General features: G+C 44.8%; 13 protein-coding genes. 6 read left to right on the top strand and 7 right to left on the bottom strand.

The window, feature by feature from the left end:
* Nucleotides 1-2: 2 nt before the first annotated feature.
* Nucleotides 3-632 (bottom strand): ADP-ribose diphosphatase, encoded by a 630-nt coding sequence (gene nudF, locus ACFI6G_RS11180; RefSeq protein WP_010434668.1) that lies wholly within the window; start codon nt 630-632, stop codon nt 3-5.
* A 227-nt stretch (nt 633-859) separates the two neighbouring features.
* Here nudF and tolC point away from each other — a divergent pair, with 227 nt between their 5' ends.
* The gene (gene tolC / locus ACFI6G_RS11175) at nt 860-2,188 is read left to right on the top strand and encodes an outer membrane channel protein TolC (protein ID WP_016787597.1); all 1,329 of its coding nucleotides are present in this window, start codon (nt 860-862) and stop codon (nt 2,186-2,188) included.
* Nucleotides 2,189-2,355: 167 nt separating this feature from the next.
* On the opposite strand, the gene hldE is transcribed toward tolC, so the two are convergent.
* The 3 genes from hldE to ACFI6G_RS11160 form a co-directional block, all read right to left on the bottom strand.
* Nucleotides 2,356-3,786 (bottom strand): bifunctional D-glycero-beta-D-manno-heptose-7-phosphate kinase/D-glycero-beta-D-manno-heptose 1-phosphate adenylyltransferase HldE, encoded by a 1,431-nt coding sequence (gene hldE, locus ACFI6G_RS11170; RefSeq protein WP_010434661.1) that lies wholly within the window; start codon nt 3,784-3,786, stop codon nt 2,356-2,358.
* A gap of 121 nt (nt 3,787-3,907) precedes the next feature.
* Nucleotides 3,908-6,757, bottom strand: coding sequence for a bifunctional [glutamate--ammonia ligase]-adenylyl-L-tyrosine phosphorylase/[glutamate--ammonia-ligase] adenylyltransferase (glnE, locus tag ACFI6G_RS11165; protein ID WP_102336816.1), 2,850 nt, complete (start codon nt 6,755-6,757; stop codon nt 3,908-3,910).
* A 242-nt stretch (nt 6,758-6,999) separates the two neighbouring features.
* Nucleotides 7,000-8,256 (bottom strand): methyl-accepting chemotaxis protein, encoded by a 1,257-nt coding sequence (locus tag ACFI6G_RS11160; RefSeq protein WP_010434658.1) that lies wholly within the window; start codon nt 8,254-8,256, stop codon nt 7,000-7,002.
* Between the two features lie 96 nt (nt 8,257-8,352).
* On the opposite strand from ACFI6G_RS11160, the gene ACFI6G_RS11155 reads away from it, so the two are divergent.
* Nucleotides 8,353-9,102, top strand: a complete 750-nt coding sequence (locus ACFI6G_RS11155) for a potassium channel family protein (protein WP_010434656.1) — start codon at nt 8,353-8,355, stop codon at nt 9,100-9,102.
* Nucleotides 9,103-9,153: 51 nt separating this feature from the next.
* Here the strand turns inward: ACFI6G_RS11155 and ACFI6G_RS11150 are convergent, their stop codons facing one another.
* The gene (locus ACFI6G_RS11150; RefSeq protein ID WP_010434654.1) at nt 9,154-10,671 is read right to left on the bottom strand and encodes a CYTH and CHAD domain-containing protein; all 1,518 of its coding nucleotides are present in this window, start codon (nt 10,669-10,671) and stop codon (nt 9,154-9,156) included.
* Nucleotides 10,672-10,878: 207 nt separating this feature from the next.
* Between ACFI6G_RS11150 and ACFI6G_RS11145 the strand changes: the two genes are divergently transcribed.
* From ACFI6G_RS11145 to ACFI6G_RS11135, 3 genes are all read left to right on the top strand, one after another.
* Nucleotides 10,879-11,559 (top strand): TIGR00153 family protein, encoded by a 681-nt coding sequence (locus ACFI6G_RS11145; RefSeq protein ID WP_010434644.1) that lies wholly within the window; start codon nt 10,879-10,881, stop codon nt 11,557-11,559.
* Between the two features lie 128 nt (nt 11,560-11,687).
* Entirely contained in the window at nt 11,688-12,950 is a 1,263-nt protein-coding gene (locus ACFI6G_RS11140; protein ID WP_010434641.1) for an inorganic phosphate transporter, read from the top strand.
* Between the two features lie 205 nt (nt 12,951-13,155).
* Complete coding sequence (locus ACFI6G_RS11135; protein WP_010434638.1) at nt 13,156-13,767, top strand: TIGR04211 family SH3 domain-containing protein; 612 nt, start codon at nt 13,156-13,158, stop codon at nt 13,765-13,767.
* Between the two features lie 123 nt (nt 13,768-13,890).
* Here ACFI6G_RS11135 and ACFI6G_RS11130 read toward each other — a convergent pair whose 3' ends face one another.
* Nucleotides 13,891-14,820 carry a general secretion pathway protein GspB gene (locus tag ACFI6G_RS11130; protein WP_010434633.1) on the bottom strand — a complete coding sequence of 310 codons (930 nt, stop codon included), beginning with the start codon at nt 14,818-14,820 and terminating at the stop codon, nt 13,891-13,893.
* Nucleotides 14,820-16,490, bottom strand: coding sequence for an ExeA family protein (locus ACFI6G_RS11125; RefSeq protein ID WP_186706792.1), 1,671 nt, complete (start codon nt 16,488-16,490; stop codon nt 14,820-14,822). The genes ACFI6G_RS11130 and ACFI6G_RS11125 overlap by 1 nt, the downstream gene beginning before the upstream one ends.
* Before the next feature lie 36 nt (nt 16,491-16,526).
* On the opposite strand from ACFI6G_RS11125, the gene ACFI6G_RS11120 reads away from it, so the two are divergent.
* The gene (locus ACFI6G_RS11120) at nt 16,527-17,843 is read left to right on the top strand and encodes a multifunctional CCA addition/repair protein (RefSeq protein ID WP_065100586.1); all 1,317 of its coding nucleotides are present in this window, start codon (nt 16,527-16,529) and stop codon (nt 17,841-17,843) included.
* Nucleotides 17,844-17,882 lie beyond the last annotated feature (39 nt).

Here is a 17,882-nt window from a genome sequence, read left to right as displayed (position 1 = left end):
CGTTAATCTATCCACTCTGACTGTAATTCTTGGTAGTTCAATTGTAGCCACTGCAGCGCAATAATTGTGGCCCCATTTTCAAACACACCCTCTTTTACTAACTGATAAGCCGCATCGCGAGTCATCACTTGTACGCGAATATCTTCACCTTCGTAATCTAAACCGTGTACACCTTTTGCTGTGGTTGTATCAACACAACCAACAAAGACGTCGAGCTTTTCTGAACAACCGCCAGATGAAGGGTAATACGAAGTGATAGGCAATACAGATCCGACTTCAACGCCCGCTTCTTCCATCGCTTCACGACGAGCAACATCTTGTGATGATTCGTTCGTATCAATGATCCCGGCCACAATTTCATATTGCCAAGGGTTCTCATGCTCTAGAGCGCCGACACGGATCTGTTCTACGATCACCACTTCGTCACGAATAGGATCATAAGGTAACAAAGCGGCAGCATGACCACGTTCAAACATCTCGCGTTCTATAGGTTGGCTCCAGCCCCCCTCAAACAGCTTATGTTTAAATGTGTATTTAACCATTTTGAAAAAACCACGAAACAGCGTCTCTTTTGAGACTATTTCCACATCTTGAGGAGTAAACTCGTGTCGTTGATTATCATACTGTTGCATTTGGTACCTCACTAAGTGATCTTTATAGTTTACTCATTGTCCGAGTTAACTACCAAGGATAAGGTTCAACTTTTTGTATAAATTTTATAATTAAAGTTAAGTTTTAAAAAATAAATATTGCACAAGTGGACAGTTAAATGTAAAAAAGTGCAAAGTTTCGAGTAAATTACCATCAAACTGGGTTAAACTCTTTCAGAGAAAATTCTATTAAAGGCAGGAATAGGAAAATGAAAAAACTGCTTCCACTATTTATCAGTGCAGCAATTGGCAGCCTGAGTTCGTCAGCTTTCGCTGATACGCTAGCTGAAGTTTACGACCAAGCAAAACAGAACGATCCACAACTTCTTCGTTCAGCAGCGCAGCGCGATGCCGCTTTTGAAGCAGTAACGTCAAGCCGTAGCTCTTTATTACCGCAAATCAATTTGACAGCTGGGTACAACCTTACTCGTGGTGATACAGATTTCGATTCAGCATCGACTCGCGATAATGACCAGAATGCTCTAACAGCTGGTATTAGCTTTTCTCAAGAACTATACCAACGTTCTTCTTGGATCACGCTAGATACAGCAGAAAAAACAGCTCGTCAATCTGATTCAGCGTATGCAGCAGAGCAACAAGCTTTGATCCTGCGTGTAGCAACAGCATACTTCGAAGTACTGCGTGCTCAAGATAACCTAGAGTTCGTTCGTGCAGAAAAAGCAGCGGTTGCGCGCCAACTAGAACAAACAAAACAGCGCTTTGAAGTAGGTCTTTCAGCAATCACCGATGTACATGATGCGCAAGCTCAATACGATGCCGTTTTAGCTGATGAAGTTTTAGCAGAGAACACTCTGATTAATAACTACGAAGGTCTACGTGAGATTACAGGTCAAGAACACTCTAACCTAAGCATCCTAGACACTGACCGTTTCTCAGCAAGCAAATCTTCTGAGTCTGCGATTGCACTGGTTGAACAAGCTGAGCAAAAAAACCTTAGTCTACTTGCTGCGCGAATCTCGCAAGACATAGCTAAAGACAATATTTCACTACAGAGCTCAGGTCATCTACCATCTCTAACTCTTGATGGTGGATACGACTATACTGATATTGGTTCAAGTGCTACTTCTGACGGTACCACAAACAACTTCAATGTTGGCGTTAACTTAAATGTACCTCTATACACGGGTGGTAGCACAACTTCTTTGACTAAACAGGCTGAATACAACTACGTTGCAGCAAGTGAAGATCTAGAAGCAACTTACCGTAGCGTTGTAAAAGACGTACGTGCCTTCAACAACAACATCACAGCTTCTATTGGTGCTCTACGCGCTTACGAACAGTCTGTTGTTTCAGCTCAGTCTGCTCTAGAAGCAACAGAAGCTGGTTTTGATGTGGGTACTCGTACTATCGTTGACGTACTAGATTCGACTCGCCGTCTATACGATGCGAACAAAAACCTTTCAGATGCTCGTTACAACTACATCCTAAGTGTTCTTCAGCTTCGTCAAGCGGTTGGTACACTAAGCGAACAAGACATCGTTGATGTAAACGCAGGTCTAAAAGTAGCAAGCAAGTAATTCTTAAATCCTAGTTAAAGACTCTAATCAAAGTCTTTAATAAAGCGACTAGATTACCGTTACAAAAATGCCGCTCATTGAGCGGCATTTTTATTATCTATCAAAAGTTAGATTTACAATCTGACTATGAGCTTGAGGCTAAAGGTTTTATACTCGAAGGCGAAGGGTTAACCTCGACCACCTTTAATCGCTTTGATAATTTCAGTTGTAGAGCAACCATCTTCAAAGTTAAGTACTTTAACTTCGCCACCAGCCGCAATCACTTCCGCACCGCCAGCGATATCTTCAGGTTTATAATCCCCGCCTTTTACCAAAATGCTTGGCAATACTTCAGAGATCAAACGTTGAGGCGTATCTTCAGAAAACGGAACAACCCAATCAACCGCACCTAAACCAGCCAATACCGCCATACGACGATCGGTTGGGTTCACTGGGCGACCTGGGCCTTTCAAGCGTTTCACTGACTCATCAGTATTAACGGCAACGATCAAACGGTCACCCAACTCAGCGGCATGGTTCATGTAAGAAACATGTCCGGCATGCAGAATATCAAAGCAACCATTAGTCATAACCACTTTCTCACCTTTCGCACGAGCACGTTTCACCGCTTCAACTAATGCCGCTTCAGAGATCACGCCGTAATCGGTATCTTGGCTTCCGTGAATCGCTTCCGCTAACTCAATTGTAGACAGTGTCGATGTACCAAGTTTGCCAACTACCACACCAGCCGCCGCATTCGCGAGTGCACACGCTTCATCTAGAGGTTTGCCCGCAGCCACCGAAGCAGCCAATACTGAGATAACCGTATCGCCCGCACCGGTCACGTCATACACTTCTTTCGCTTGAGTCGGCAAATGGAATGGCGCCTGCCCTTTACGAAGTAAGGTCATGCCATGCTCACTACGAGTCACTAACAAGGCTTCAAAGTCGTATTTTTCGATTAAGGCGATGCCTTTCTCGATAAGATCTTCTTCCGATTTAACCTTACCTGCAACCAACTCGAACTCAGACATATTTGGCGTAAGCAAAGTCGCACCACGGTAGCGTTCTAAATCAGCACCTTTCGGGTCGATAAATACCGGAACCTTTGCCGCACGAGCTTTTTGAATAAAACTTTGCACATGCTCTAACGCACCTTTCGCGTAATCAGAAAGAATGACCGAACGTACATTTGGAAGCGCTTGCTCCATGCGAGACAAAATAAGCTCAGGGTCTGTATTCTCAAACTTGTCTTCAAAATCAAGACGGATCAGCTGCTGACCACGGCTCATTACACGCAATTTAGTAATGGTTGGGTAATCTTCTAACTCAACGAAATCACATTTAACCTTTAGTGCGCCTAAGGTATTTTTTAACACCTCAGCAGGCTCATCTTTGCCAGTTAAACCAACAACATGAGCGTGACCACCGAGAGACGCAATATTCATTGCTACGTTGGCAGCACCACCAGGACGCTCTTCGTTATTTTCTACTTTAACAACGGGCACAGGTGCTTCAGGTGAAATACGGCCAGTTGGGCCATACCAGTAACGATCAAGCATGACGTCACCGACAATAAGAACACCTGATTGGCTGTAGTCAGGTAGAATTGGTTTCATTATTGATCTCCAAAAATCAAATCTGGCTAGAGTCTAGCACACTGATTACAGTGGCTAAACTATAGATAAATGGGTAAAAGCTTATCAAGATAGACACAGCAGCCACTACGCAATGGCTGGGTTACGCTTCCATCCACTGCTTCCATGCTTGCACGACATGCTCTCTTTCCATTTCAAACTTATCGATCGCCACATCCGCATCAAGGTTAAGTAGATTACGGTGGTGGATTTCATCCCTTAATGTGGTGTACGCATTGGTCAATGCCATACCTTGTTGCTCGTCCATTATTCCTTGCGACAACAAGCTTTCAAAGATTCTCACATTGTCACACCAACGAGTAAGCTTAGGTTTCTCGTTGCTGTATCTAAGTACTAAATATTGCGCCAAAAACTCAATATCAGTGATACCACCAGCATCTTGTTTCAGCATGAACCGGTCGACTTTTTTGCCACCTAAATGACCACGCATTTTTTCACGCATATCGACAACTGACTTTTTGAGTGTTGCCTCATCTCGTGGCAAGCACAAAACCTCATGCCGAGTTTTGTTAAACGCAGATGCCAATAAGTCATCACCGTAAATCATACGAGCACGAGTGAGCGCTTGGTGCTCCCATGTCCACGCGTCATTGTGCTGATACTCATCAAAAGCATCTGTAGGGCTCACAAGCAAGCCAGAGACACCTGAAGGTCGTAGGCGAGTATCGACCTCGTATAAAATTCCAGAAGCCGTTCTGGTCGAGAAAATATGAATAATTCGCTGCGCCAACCTTAGGTAAAACTGGCGTCCATCTATCTCTTTTTTGCCATCAGTATAGATGTGTACCGGGCAATCGTGTATGAACACAATATCGAGGTCGGAGTTGTATCCAAGCTCCCAACCACCAACTTTTCCATAACCAACCACCGCAAAACCACGCCCTTCGCGATCTTTGACATGGGTAGGTTCGCCAAACTTAGCCGAGACCTGCAACCAAGCTTGGTTAACACCAGCTTCTACTATCGCTTCAGCCAAATACGTCAGGTGATCACTGACCTTCATCACCGGAAGCACACCTGCAATATCAGCCGCTGCGATACGGAGAATGCAAGTCTGCTTAAACTGACGCAGACCTTCCATCTGCTGCTCCATATCATCTTCTGGGATACGAGCAAGGTAATCACGCAGCTCCGTCTTGTAAGATTCCAATGGCACAGGGTTATAAAGTTGCTGAGGATCGATAAGTTCATCCAGCAGAATAGGATAGCGACCCAGTTGTTCCGAGATCATCGGGCTTGCTGTACATAAGCGAACTAACTGAGTCAGCGCTGCTGGGTGTTCATCCAATAGCTCAAGGTAAGTGGTACGCGTCACTATCTTTTGCAGTAAATGTAGTACTCGCGACAAACCAAACTCGGCGTCTTTATTCGTATATAAAGCTTGAAATACTTTAGGCATTAGACGATTCAGGACTTCCCGCCCACGAGGGCCAAGGGTCTTTTTAGCCAAATCGGCTTTAAACTGAATGATCGTTTTCGCCGCATCAGGCGGGCTCGCGACCGCAATATCGTGTTCCAACACGTGCTCAATTACATCGGGTTTATGGGCCATATCCCACAACTCGCTAAAGTGGCTCGCGATTGGGTTCGCATCTTCTTCATCGACCCCAATCAAGTCTTCAAATACCGTATGTACATTTGCCATATGAGCACGGGCCGCATCAATCAAACCATCCCAATCGGAAAACTGCATGGCGACGGCTAGCTGTAACTGTTCGAATTCACCATCGGGTAGGGTTTGAGTTTGCTTATCGGCCATCGCTTGTAATAGGTTTTCTAGGCGGCGTAAAAACAGGTAAGCTTCACGTAAATGTCCCACTTCTTGAGCTTCCAGAAGGTTAAGTGACTCAATCGCACTCAAGGTTTCTAATAATCCTCGGCCACGAAGGCTTGGTTCGCGTCCACCACGAATCAATTGGAAGACTTGGGCTATAAACTCAACTTCGCGAATACCACCAGAACCAAGCTTGATATTGTTTGAAAGGCCACGGCGGCGTACTTCGCTGCTGATCATTGATTTCATACGGCGCAGAGATTGAATCGCACTGAAATCGATATAACGACGGAACACAAATGGACGCAACATTTGGCGAAGCTCTTGGTATTCAGGGTACATTTCGCTGCCCATCACCCGTGCTTTCACCATCGCGTAGCGTTCCCAATCACGACCTTGTTCTTGGTAGTAATCTTCCAAAGCCGCGTAACTCATGACCAATGGGCCACTCTCACCAAACGGGCGAAGGCGCATGTCGACTCGGTAACAGAATCCATCAAAGGTTTGTTGATCCAACGCTTTGATAATACGTTGCCCTAAACGCGTGAAAAATTGCGCGTTGGCAATGCTGCGTCTTGCTCCTTGGGTTTCGCCATTCTCAGGGTAGGTAAAAATCAGATCGATATCAGAAGAGAAGTTAAGCTCACCACCACCGAGCTTGCCCATGCCAATGATCAACATTGGCTGCGCTTCACCTTGCTCATTGCAAGGTGTACCCCACTCTTTACAACAAATATCGTACTGCCATTGGTAGGTTTCGAAGATCATCGCCTCAGCCAACATCGATAGATGGTTTAGACTCTGCTCTAGCTCCCACGCCCCCATAAAATCGCGCCACGCAATGTAGGTCATTTCTCGATTACGGAATTGGCGTAACACACGTTGGCCACTCATTTCATCCGTGCAACCAGAAAGCAACTCGGCCAATCGCTCACGATACCCTTCAGCACGATCTTCGCATGCCAACATATCAGGTAAAGTACTGGATAGTATCGTGTCTCGTTGTAAGCAATCACCCACAAAACAACTCAAGCCCAATACACGCTTAAGATCGTCAATAAGTGGCTCGGGCCAAGTACTAATAGCTTGACTTTGGTGCTCTAACAATTGCTCAAAAGCAGACTGGGAATGAGTGACGAGTTGAGAAGGCAATGGCATGTTTCTTCCTTGTGTTAGCTGCGAGCCGAAAAATCAGTTTTGTTTTTAATAAAGAGTTCTAGTAGACGAGTTTCAATGACTGTTTAGAAAAACAAAAGTAAGTTATACCAAAGTTACGCCAATAAAAAACGCCCACATTAGCAATGTGGGCGTTTTATCAGTTAACTTATCGAGTAGTGCCTTCGTCTATCGTAATAAACCTCTAGGGATATCCCCTGAGAACAAAGGCTAGAACCTAAAATTTACACCTTAAACTGCTTAATCTTACCGTCCAGTTCTTGCGCGTTGGTTTCCATGATCTGAGATGTTTCAAGAAGCTCACCAACGACAACTACAGATGCTTCAACCAACTCACGAACATTGGTGAGGTTGACACTCATCTCTTCCGCTACGCTGCTCTGCTGCCCCGCAGCCGTTGCAATTTGGAAGTTCATATCATTAATCTGATTTACTTGGCTCACGATACCATCGAGTTCAGACCCAGCATTAGTAACAAGTTCAACACCTTCAGCCGCTTCCACCACGCTTTTTTCCATCAGTTCTACCGCAGAGTTAGCGCTGCTTTGTAGGTGACTGATCATGTCTTGGATTTCTACTGTTGCTTGTTGAGTACGCTGCGCAAGGTTACGAACCTCATCGGCAACAACCGCAAAACCGCGTCCAGCTTCACCCGCACGCGCTGCTTCTATCGCTGCGTTCAGTGCCAGTAGGTTAGTTTGCTCTGAAATGCCTTGGATAGTGCCCACAACGCTACCAATTGAGTCAACGCGCTCTTCAACTTGGTTTACCGCAGCAGCAGAGGCTGCGATATCTGAAGACAACTCACTCATCTTGGAAACAGAACCTTGAACGAACTTTTGACCAGTCAGAGCTTGGCCTGAAGCCTGCTCAGTCAATGAAGAAGCACTTTGTGCATGCTCGGCTACGGTTTGCACGGTAGATGTCATCTCACTCATTGCAGTTGCTAGCTGGTCGATTTCGTTGAACTCTTCTTGAGCAGAATCTTTGGTTTCAGACATGCTTATGGTCATCACTTCGGTCAAAGCGAATAGCTCGTCTGAAGATGCCACTTGAGTTTTAATCATGTCATTCAATTGAACACGAGTTTTTTCAAGCTCGCGTGCCACATCACCGTATTCATCTTTACAGTCCATTTCAATCGGTACTGATAAGTTCTTATCGGCCATGGTTTTAATAGCATCGTTTAGGTACTGGGTTTGACGCAACATCACGCGAGCGGCAGCTAATAAGAGAACCACAAACACGACGATCATTAAAGCGGTTTGCCATGCGACTTGAACTAGATAAGTCTCATAGTGCTGCTGAGCAACCTGCGCATTGTTCGTTACTGCAAGCAATGAATCATAAAACGTACTTGCGTCCCATAGCTGTTTTGAAATGATCAAAATAGTGCTGAATATCATCAGCATGACCATTTTCGGAACGAGACGAACGTCAGAGATTACCCTTTCCCACGGCTTGAATGACAGTTTAGTCATTGTCAGTTCTCCATTAATTCTTATATATTGATGGCTTCTATATCCGCGAGGTGGCTATGTCAGTCAAAGTCGCGATTTATTTTGAGCCTCGTATGAATGTTGAATAGTACCAAAGACGCAACCAAGCCGATGAGCTTATTATCACTGATTCTCTCTTTCTTAGCGTTATTTGTGATCTCAGGCTTATTGTTTGCACCGATTGATAAAGAATCAAAACAAGTCCTTATCGGCCTCGATTTTGTAATCTGTAGTGTTTTTCTTTTTCAGCTCACAATTGATCTATTCAGATCACAAAACAAGAAAGAATATCTAAAAGTACACTGGATCGATTTCTTAGCAAGTCTCCCAATGATCGAACCTCTTCGTTTCGCTCGCATTTTTCAAATCCTGCGTGTCATTCTCGTTTTGCGGTCAGGTAAACGGGTTTTCAGAGAGCTCTTTCGTAATCGAAGAGAGACCACGCTCGCCTCAATCATTCTACTGCTGGTTATTTTATTGACCATAGGTGCAGGCACTATCCTGCTCTTGGAGCACAAAGATCCCAATGCCAACATTACCACTGGCCAAGATGCTTTATGGTGGGCTTTTGTTACCATCAGTACTGTAGGATACGGTGACCATTATCCTGTGACGAGCTCAGGCAAATTAGTTGCCTCTCTGGTGATAATCTGTGGTGTGGGTGTGTTCGGTATGATTTCAGGCTTGATTACTTCTTTGATCACCTCTCCAACTCACCATGAAAATAAACGAGCAGAAAACAAAGAGAAGCACCTTGAAAAGATAATAGAGCAACAACAAAAAATACTAGAGCGACTAGAAAAGCTCGAGCAACAAACAAAAAAATAGGGCCGAGGCCCTATTTTCAAATTCATATTAATATTGATACCGGTATTGGGTTTAGTCTTGCCAGTACGGCTCAACCTCAACACTGATTTGGCGCGTCTGCTCCATCGCATGCAGAATAGACACTTCTTGGCGAGCCAACCAACGCTCTAGCTGAACCTTCTCGTCGCCTTCCAGCTTCTCAGTCAAAGGCTCTAATGTTTTAAGTGCTAGCAAGTCATCAATGCCTTGAACCATATCGGCCCATGGCAAGCGGAAGCTGTTTCGTTCAGCGTCATCATACAAACTCGCGAAACCAACGCCAGAATATAGGTTTCGCATCAAACGGTATTGCTGATCAATATACGCTTGGCTGGTCATGACACGTTCTGGTGGGAAGGCTTCCATCAACTCTGCCCATGTTCGATCGAGTTGCTGCACTGAAAACCATTCAATACCACGTTCCATTTGTTCACGCGCTTTATCATCAAGAAACGGCTGCCAGCCACGAGACAAGATCCAGCGGCTCAAATCCAATAATAAACCAGTGTAACGTGCCGAACTTAGCAAAGTGAGTAAGTCTTCACGATCAGGAAGCTGATCTTGCATTTCTTTAAGCTCAGCTACCAAGAATTTACGTGCGTCCAATTTGCGCAGCACATGGCCTTTGTCTTCAAGTAAATCCTCGAAATGGTCATAGCTCTTAAGCCAATCGAGTTCTTGCTCAAGCCACTTCAACTCTTGACGCAGAATAGCACTCGCACGGCGTGGCACGATACCGCCATAAATGGTGAAAGTTTGACGAATGAAACTCAGCGAATGACTGATCTCATGTAACGCTTCAATCGATTGGCGTTCCGTGAAAATCTGTTCGTGATAATGCCAATGAGCGAGAGCGTGCTCTAAAGATTGAATGAAACACGATTCAACAGTATCACTTTTGCTAGTATCAACTAAGGTCAAAGGAGTGACTTCATCCCCTTGATAACCTTGGGCAAGACGATAACCCTTAGCCGCTTTGCTAAGGTTACCCAGGCGCATGCCTCCTTGCTCGCAAAATTGACGAGAAAGTGTAAACAGCGCATCCGTTTGACCAGATTTAAGTTCTAACTCAACTTCACAAATGGGTTCTTGCAGCTCACCGGATTCAACAAAGCCTTGGTCAAACGCAACCTCGACTTGGCTACCATCAGGCATACCAATCAACCACTGCTCGCGCGTGAAGTTAGTAGAAAATAGAGGCGTCAGCTCAGCTTGCAACGTTTCAATATCTTTACCCTCAGGCCAAATGTCTTCTGGATGTAAAGATAACTTGGGTTCGTTGCTGTCATGCTCAGCATTGTATTCAGGCCTTTGGTGCAGGCCAGCGACCACACGACCAGCGGTCTTTACGGTTTGTACAAATACGTCATCAAAGCGTCGAATGCGCAAGCCTGTATCGTGCTTACGTAGCCAGTTGTCAGGGGTGTCAAAGTAGATGTTACCTAGCTCTCGACAACTGTGCTGAAGTACTTTAGTTTCAGCAATTTTATTGCGTAAAGTCTCTGAAAAATCAGGCGAAACAAAAAACTTCAGTTCTATCTCGGTTTCCATAGTTATACCTTTCTGTGAAGATAGGGACAGGATATTGCCAATTTCAAAAGTCAGCAAGTCAGAAATATCGCCCTTATGATGATCTAAAACAGTTTTAATGAGACATTGATTAGGTTAACATGCGCGACTTTGTAGCCATCGCTTAACATTTCACCATGAATATGGTGTATGTTGTTTTAAGGTTATTATTTATTAGGTTGGATGACCATGCCAGTAAATACAATTATGGGGTTATTTGCAAAGTCCCCAATTAAACCTTTGCAGCGTCACGTAGTATGCGTGAACGAATGTTGTTCTCACCTGGTTAATTTCTTTGAAGTTTCTTCAAAAGGTGACTGGGAAAAAGCATCAGAAATTCGAGCTCAAATTTCTCACCTTGAGAAAGAAGCTGACGTACTAAAACGTGAAATTCGCCTTAAACTTCCTCGTGGTTTGTTTATGCCAGTTGATCGCACCGACATGTTGGAGCTATTAACGCAACAAGACAAACTCGCAAACCTAGCGAAAGACATTGCTGGCCGTGTATATGGTCGACAACTTGTCATTCCTGCTCCTATGCAAGAAAACTTCATCGCTTACGTTAAACGTTGTTTAGATGCAGCGAACCAAGCACAAAACGTAATCAATGAATTAGACGAATTACTTGAGACTGGCTTTAAAGGCCGTGAAGTAACTCTCGTTGCTGAAATGATTCATCAATTAGATGTAATTGAAGATGACACGGATGCGATGCAGATCGAACTACGCCAACAACTAATGGCGATTGAAGGCGATCTGAATCCAGTTGATATCATGTTCTTATACAAGATTCTTGAATGGGTCGGTGGTATTGCAGATCAAGCACAGCGTGTAGGCGCTCGTCTTGAAGTAATGCTTTCTCGATCTTAAATCATACGTTAACCATATAACGAAGAGCATTTTTTGAACAAACCACTTATGCGCTGAGTATTTCTCTCGCTGAGCGGTTTTTTGCGTCTAAATTTGTTCCGCTTGTTATCAAACAACTAGGTATTACGATGGATATCCTTGCTAACTACGGCACTGTCCTGATTATTGTTGCAGCAGCTTTCGGTTTCTTGATGGCTATTGGTATTGGTGCAAATGACGTTGCGAACGCAATGGGCACCTCAGTAGGCTCTAAAGCTCTAACCGTAAAACAAGCGATCATTATCGCAATGATCTTTGAATTCGCAGGTGCTTACCTTGCGGGCGGCGAAGTAACTGACACAATCCGTAAAGGTGTTATCGAAACATCTCTTTTCGCAGAGCAACCTGACGTACTTGTTTACGGCATGATGTCTGCACTACTTGCTGCTGGTACATGGCTACTTCTAGCGTCATACATGGGCTGGCCAGTATCAACAACTCACTCAATCATCGGTGCAATCATCGGTTTTGCGTGTGTGTCTGTAGGTACAGAAGCAGTAGACTGGAACAGTGTTCAAGGTATTGTTGGTAGTTGGATTGTCACACCGTTGATTTCCGGTATTTTCGCCTATCTCATTTTTGTCAGTGCTCAACGACTGATATTCGATACAGAAAACCCGCTATTCAATGCGAAACGTTTTGTACCTGTATACATGTTCATTACCACAATGGTCATTGCACTTGTAACGATCAAGAAAGGTCTTAAGCACGTAGGTCTTCACCTAAGCAACTCTGAAGCGTGGATGTGGTCTGCTGGCGTATCTGGCCTGATCATGGTCGGCGGCTACCTATACATTCAGAAGAAATTTGCTAACCGCGAAGAAGACCATGGCTTTACTGGCGTAGAAGGCATCTTCAGCGTACTAATGGTTATCACAGCTTGTGCGATGGCATTTGCACACGGTTCAAACGATGTAGCAAACGCGATTGGCCCACTATCAGCGGTTGTTTCAACGGTTGAGCACATGGGTGAAATCTCAGGTAAGAGCACCATCGCATGGTGGATTCTTCCTCTAGGTGGTATTGGTATCGTTGTTGGTCTTGCGACCATGGGCCATAAAGTAATGGCAACCGTAGGTACTGGTATTACAGAACTAACACCTAGCCGTGGCTTTGCAGCTCAACTAGCGACAGCATGTACAGTTGTATTGGCTTCTGGTACTGGTCTTCCAATCTCAACCACACAAACATTAGTTGGTGCGGTTCTGGGTGTAGGTTTTGCTCGTGGTATCGCGGCGCTGAATTTAGGTGTTGTACGTAACATCGTTGCATCTTGGATTGTAACGCTACCAGCAGGTGCTCTGCTTGCTGTTGTATTCTTCTACGCAATTCAGGCTGTGTTTAGCGTGTAATAGCGATTTCGTTAGTGAATACTAGCGTCAGAATACTGTGAGCTTCAGTAACGATATGTAAATGCAATGTCATTATTGACTCAAACGCACAGAAAGGGAGGCTTTGCCTCCCTTCTTTGTTGCACCGCATAAAGAAACTAAATATTATTTGTGGATTGAGGCTGACTCATACGCCTACCCAATTTGAATCGTTAAGGGATTTACTGTGAAAAAACTGATTAGCTTAGTTTTGTTCGCAATGCTTGCGGCTCCAGCTGCCTTTGCACAAGACCGTTATATTGCTGACAAACTATTTACTTATATGCATTCTGGCCCAAACAATACGTTCCGTATCATCGGTAGTGTTGACGCTGGTGAGAAGATTACCTACTTACAAACGAACAAGAGCACGGGTTACACCCAGGTTCAAGACAGCCGTGGCCGTAAAGGTTGGGTTGAAAGTAAGTTTGTAAGCACACAAGAAAGCATGGCACTGCGCATGCCTAAGCTAGAAAAAGAACTCGCTGAAGTAAAAGGCAAGCTAGCGAATGCTCGTCAGAGTGCTGACAGCGAAAAAGCAGGCCTAGCGAGCTCTCTAGAGTCTCGTAACAAGCAGATTGCTGAACTAGAACAGAACTACAGTGAAATTAGCCAACAGCTAACGAGCTCTCAAACAGAGAACCGTGAACTACGCGCTAAACTAGACACTCAAAAAGATGATCTACTATTGAAGTACTTCATGTACGGTGGTGGTGTTGCTGGTATTGGTCTACTTCTGGGCCTTGTCCTACCACACATTATGCCTCGTCGTAGAAAGTCACCAAACGGCTGGGCGTAAGCGATTCGTTTGTCGATTTCTCGTGTTGTACGTGAATCAAAGTAAATTCAGTATCGAATATCAAAAAGGAGCACCAAGGTGCTCCTTTTTATTTGCCTTTTATCTAGATGCTTTTAGAACTCGCTAGCCTTTCCATTCATACAGCGCGGGAATTTCTATCTTCTGCTGATTGAATTCAATCACTATCGATTGAGGTTTAATCTCAAGCAACTGAATGTCCTGTCCTATCCAGTCTCCTTGCGCCACTTCTTGGCCATTCACTTTGACCCAACGCTTCGTTTCACTGCTTGAGTACATGTGAGTTTGTAGATCTAACTTGGGTAACACTCCAGATAAGCTATTGCTATGAGACTCGAGTTCTATTGTCTGAGATTCCGTTTGTGTTGCTGGTCTTGAATCCATTGGTTCGGGCGCGTCTTGCTGCTCTCCCATAATCGATTCAAGCTTCAACGCCAGATCAGGAGGCAGTTCACTGAAGTCTAGCCCTTGCAGTAAATCACTGTCCGATTGCAAATCACGGCTCTCATCGCTCGCTGTAGGTTGAGCTGATGATTGCACCGTTGATGAATCAGAGCTGGCTGTCGCTTGTGTATGGTTGTCTGCGTTTGCCGCACTCACGTTTGAGCCACCAGCACGATTGCCGCTATCTGAGTCAATCTGTGCATAAACCGCTTGGCGTGGCAGTGCTGCTAATGTCTGACTTACCGGAGCAGCACGAACAGCAAACAACGCTTTGTTTTTAACTCCTTCTGACGCAGTATCCACACTTTGCGTACCAGCCTCAGCTATTTCAACTTCAACGTCTGGTTGAGGTGCCTGTTCTAGTTGCACGACGTCAACGGGTTGCTTTGCTGATGGTGACTGTTGTTGGTCGTTATACGATTGATAAGCTAAAGTTCCACCCACTATCAAGGAAGGAACCAACATAAAGAGTAAGCCCATAGCAACCGAGGAACCTTTCTTTTTACTGATCGCCATTGCAGAGTTCGGTACATGATGACTTTGATAACCTCTAAGCTCAGATTGTTTAAGCTCGTGCATAATGCGTGACATTAGCTTGCACCTCCATCCAGTGACATCAGCTTAGGAGAATCGAGTTGAGCTAACCTTTGAAGTCTTGCTAGCGTGCGTTTTCCAGCGATACCATCTACCGACATCCCTTGCCAAATTTGAAAGGCTTCGACCTTCATTTTCAATTCGCTATCGAAAATATCACTGCCAGATACAACATCATCCAAAACTTCAGAAAGTAACAGATCAAGCAGTGCAACTGCCTCACCTTGATAACCTTCTTTAAGCGTCTCTCTTAATGGCTGTTTCCAAATCGCGACATAATCACCTTGCCATATTTGCTCTAGAGATCGCTTAGGCATTACCAAAAGCTTTTCATTAACTAATAATTCCACCGAATCTTCGGACGCACCATAAAGTACCGCGAACACAGGTTCTTGCTCAATATCTAACTCAAGGACAACAGGCACACCAAGCTCTAATAAGGACTCTAGATTGGACTGGTGTTGCTCACATACGAAAACACTTTGCGGCTCACTTAAACACAAGCCATCACGTAGTGAAGACTGATAACCCCATAAAGTATAGAGATCTTTAATCGCCAGAGAACGGTTGGTTCCCTGCATCAAATGCTGCTGAATGTGTTGTGGTAATGCAAATTTTGAAGATTCAGGTTGCAAGACCAATTCTGGTGAGCCTACCACTAAAGAGCGCTGAACGGTTGGAGAGGCTTCAATGCTCGCTTCGCTTAAAGGCTCAGTAGATAACCAGGAGTCGATATACGATGGCGCGAAATTAAAGGTCGCGAATGCTAAACCAATGCTTAACACAGCAACACTTGCGTATTGGATTAACTTTGGAGCCACATAAGCCATGCGAGGTTTTTCAACGTGATAAACCTCGGCTTGAAAGGCCATGATCTGTTGGCAAGCTCGGCTAACCGTGTCATTCGAAGGAGCTCGTTCACCATCATGAAAAGAGAGCTGAAGCGCTTTATCACACACCAAGTTAATCAACCTTGGGATGCCATGGGTATATTGGGCAATTAACTTAACCGAGCGATTTGAAAACAACATCTGCTCGCCACCCGCCGTTTCCAAACGAAACGCGATGTACTTGCCAGTTTCCTCAATATTGAGTGGCAGCAAGTGATAACGCCCCGTAATACGCTGCGCTAGTTGACGTAGCTGAGTGGTTTGTAAGTGTTGCTGTAATTCAGGCTGACCAACCAACAAAACTTTTAATAATTTACGACTGTCAGTTTCTAAATTAGTCAGAAGACGCAACTGCTCCAGCACATCGGCTGCGAGATGTTGGGCTTCATCGATCACCAATAAAGTTTGAATGCCTTCGGCATGGCTATCGAGTAAGAAGTGATGAATCGCCTGAGTCAATTGTTTCAACGATGCCTGTTCAGGGTACTCAACCTCAAACTCATCGCAGACAGCTTCAAGTAAATCAGTATTGGAAAATGTAGGGTTAAGTATAAGGCCAGCTTGAGTCTGACTATCGAGAGAGGACAGCATTGCCTTGGCGACCGTAGTTTTCCCTGTACCAACCTCACCGGTGAGCATTGCAAAGCCCCCACCTTCGCCTAAACCGGCTTGTAGGTTCTGCATCGCCTCTTGGTGACGCTGACTCAAAAACAAATAGCGAGAATTTGGTACAATCGAAAATGGCATCTCAACGAAGCCAAAATATTCCTTATACATGTGCTGCCCTATAATTACGATTAATGGAAAGTACCATTGCTTGCAGTAAAGTCCAGCAGTGATAAAACATTTCGAGGTGATAAGTTGCAAATATTCGATAGCCTACCAAAAGAGAATGGGCTACAACGCTATCTCGTCGGCGGTGCGGTACGCGACCAACTGCTCAACATTGAAAGTTATGATAAAGATTGGGTGGTCGTCGGAAGTACTCCTCAAGAGATGGAGAGCCTTGGCTTTACCGCTGTCGGGAAGGATTTCCCTGTCTTCTTACATCCAAAAACCAAAGAAGAGCACGCACTGGCTCGTACCGAAAGAAAGTCTGGCTCAGGTTACACCGGCTTCGAATGTTACTTTGCGCCAGACGTAAGTTTGGAAGAAGATCTGATGCGTCGAGATTTGACGATCAACGCTATTGCTCAAGATGACAAGGGCCAACTTTACGATCCTTACCATGGCGAGAGAGATCTCTCTGATCGAATTCTAAGACACGTTTCTGATGCGTTTATAGAGGATCCTCTACGAGTGCTGCGCGTCGCTCGCTTTGCAGCAAAACTTCACCATCTTAACTTCACGGTTGCACCTGAAACCATGGATATGATGAGTAAGATCGTCCAATCCGGTGAACTCGCACACCTCACCGCAGAACGAGTTTGGCAAGAGTGGCATAAGTCTCTTAGTACATCACATCCAGAGGTGTTCCTTTCCGTTTTAAGAGAATGTGGCGCATTGGCTGTTGTATTACCTGAAATTGATGCTCTATTTGGCGTACCTCAGCCTGAAAAATGGCACCCTGAGATCGACACGGGGATTCACACTCTGATGGTTACTCAACAAGCAGCACTCTTAAGCCTGTCATTGCCTGTGCGCTTTGCTGCTCAAGTGCACGACTTAGGCAAAGGCGTCACACCAGAGAAAGAATGGCCAAGCCACAAAATGCATTGTCACACTGGTTTAAAGATCATTAAAAGGCTTTGCCAAAGAGTACGAGTGCCCAATGAGTTTAGAGATTTAGCACTGCTGGTATGCGAGCAACACTCTAATATCCATCGAGCAAGTGAGCTCAAACCAACCACTTTCCTCAAAATTCTCAATAAGTTCGATGTTTGGCGTAAACCAGATAGGCTAGATAACATATTACTTTGCTGCCAAGCTGATCACGCAGGTCGTAAAGGATTAGAAGATCAGCCTTATCCTCAGAAAGCGCGTTTTGAAGTGGCTTACCAAGCGGCGCTTCAAGTCGAGGTTAAATCGATTATTGCCGATGGTTTTCAAGGTAAAGAGATTCGAGAAGAGCAAGAGAAACGCAGAGCTGCAGCCATTGAAAACGCATTATCAGAGCTCACTGATACTTAGTCTTCACTCCATTAGTAAGCACGCATTAAAAAGCCCGCG

The sequence above is a fragment of the Vibrio sp. PSi01 genome (genome assembly GCF_054960695.1).
The sequence above is the reverse complement of the archived record's forward strand: the minus strand, read 5'-3'. Positions and strand labels throughout refer to the sequence as shown.

Bases quoted from the DNA above. Each gene is read 5' to 3' on its own strand.
- hldE (WP_010434661.1), bottom strand. From the start codon at position 3,786: ATGAAACCAATTCTACCTGACTACAGCCAATCAGGTGTTCTTATTGTC.
- ACFI6G_RS11130 (WP_010434633.1), bottom strand. From the start codon at position 14,820: ATGTCACGCATTATGCACGAGCTTAAACAATCTGAGCTTAGAGGTTAT.
- nudF (WP_010434668.1), bottom strand. From the start codon at position 632: ATGCAACAGTATGATAATCAACGACACGAGTTTACTCCTCAAGATGTG.
- tolC (WP_016787597.1), top strand. From the start codon at position 860: ATGAAAAAACTGCTTCCACTATTTATCAGTGCAGCAATTGGCAGCCTG.
- ACFI6G_RS11155 (WP_010434656.1), top strand. From the start codon at position 8,353: ATGTTGAATAGTACCAAAGACGCAACCAAGCCGATGAGCTTATTATCA.
- ACFI6G_RS11160 (WP_010434658.1), bottom strand. From the start codon at position 8,256: ATGACTAAACTGTCATTCAAGCCGTGGGAAAGGGTAATCTCTGACGTT.
- ACFI6G_RS11150 (WP_010434654.1), bottom strand. From the start codon at position 10,671: ATGGAAACCGAGATAGAACTGAAGTTTTTTGTTTCGCCTGATTTTTCA.
- ACFI6G_RS11140 (WP_010434641.1), top strand. From the start codon at position 11,688: ATGGATATCCTTGCTAACTACGGCACTGTCCTGATTATTGTTGCAGCA.
- ACFI6G_RS11145 (WP_010434644.1), top strand. From the start codon at position 10,879: ATGCCAGTAAATACAATTATGGGGTTATTTGCAAAGTCCCCAATTAAA.
- ACFI6G_RS11125 (WP_186706792.1), bottom strand. From the start codon at position 16,490: ATGTATAAGGAATATTTTGGCTTCGTTGAGATGCCATTTTCGATTGTA.
- glnE (WP_102336816.1), bottom strand. From the start codon at position 6,757: ATGCCATTGCCTTCTCAACTCGTCACTCATTCCCAGTCTGCTTTTGAG.